This window comes from Halomonas campaniensis (assembly GCF_014193375.1).
In the GTDB taxonomy this organism is placed as follows: Bacteria; Pseudomonadota; Gammaproteobacteria; order Pseudomonadales; family Halomonadaceae; genus Halomonas; species Halomonas campaniensis.
Genome location: NZ_JACHZF010000073.1, coordinates 1 through 1,239, shown reverse-complemented (window position 1 = coordinate 1,239; position 1,239 = coordinate 1). Strand labels below are relative to the sequence as shown.

Below are 1,239 nucleotides of genomic sequence, written 5' to 3'. Positions count from 1 at the left end.
TGAACTGGTCTAATTGGAGCGGACACCCCGGTAAGCCTCATACTGGAGGCATTGGAGGTGTTCATGACCAAGAAGACGCGACGTCGGTACTCCGACGAATTCAAGGCTGAGGCAGTCAACATGGTTCGAGGAGAGGGTTATGCCATCTCCGAGGCTGCCAGGCGGCTGGATATCGATCGCAGCCTGCTGGATCGCTGGTGTCGCCAGCAACGTGACCGGGAGGATGGTGTGACTGACGACCAGGCAGATGAGCGGGATGCCGAGATCAAGAAACTTCGCGAAGAAGTTCGTAAGTTACGGATTGAAAAGGAGGTTTTAAAAAAGGCCACGGCCTTCTTCGCGAGAGAGTCGAGCTGAGATACCAGTTCATCGAGTCGGAGAAGGCCTCCTTCCCAGTGGCGGTGCTGTGCCGTGTCATGGACGTCAGCCGCAGTGGCTTCTATGCCTGGCGTCAGCGTGAACCCGATGAGCAGCGCCAGTGCCTGCACCGGGAGGTCAAGGACATCCACCATCAGAAACGTGGTAGCTATGGGAGCCGGCGAATGGCTAAGGAACTCCGTCGCAGAGGTCATACGGTCGGTCGTTATCAGGCGCGTAGCCTGATGCAGGAAGCCGGTGTCGCCTGCCGACAGCGTCGCCGCTACCGGCATACGACGGACAGCGACCACGGGCTGCCAGTGGCTCCCAACCTGCTCAAGCGGCAGTTCACGGTGCCTGAGCCCAATCAGGCGTGGGTGGCCGACATCACTGCCATCTGGACCTTGGAAGGGTGGTTGTACCTGGCGGCCGTGCTGGACCTCTACGACCGACAGGTCATCGGCTGGGCTATGGCCGACCATATGAAAACGTCACTCACCCTGGACGCCCTGGAGATGGCAATTGGCCGCCGACGGCCTCCCCGGGGAGTGCTCCACCACTCGGATCGCGGCAGCCAGTACGCCTCTCGTGCGTATCGCGAACGACTGGCAAAGCACGGGTTCCAGGCCTCCATGAGCCGCAAGGGGAACTGTTGGGACAATGCGGTCATGGAGCGCTTCTTCGGCTCTCTGAAGAGCGAATGGCTGGAGGGACAGCGATACTGGACCCGCCAGTCAGCGAGGCGCGACGTCGTGACCTATATCGAGATGGAGTACAACAGCTGCCGGCTCCACTCGACCCTTGGCTACCACGCGCCGAGGGAGATCGAGAAAATCGCGGAAGCAGCTTAATAAAAGTGTCCGCTACGACTTGACCAGAACA

1 pseudogene is annotated in these 1,239 nt (G+C 60.0%); it reads left to right on the top strand.

The features are described from left to right. Positions 1 to 63 precede the first annotated feature (63 nt). Positions 64 to 1,208 (top strand): annotated as a pseudogene (locus BDK63_RS18290) (IS3-like element ISPa133 family transposase). Positions 1,209 to 1,239 lie beyond the last annotated feature (31 nt).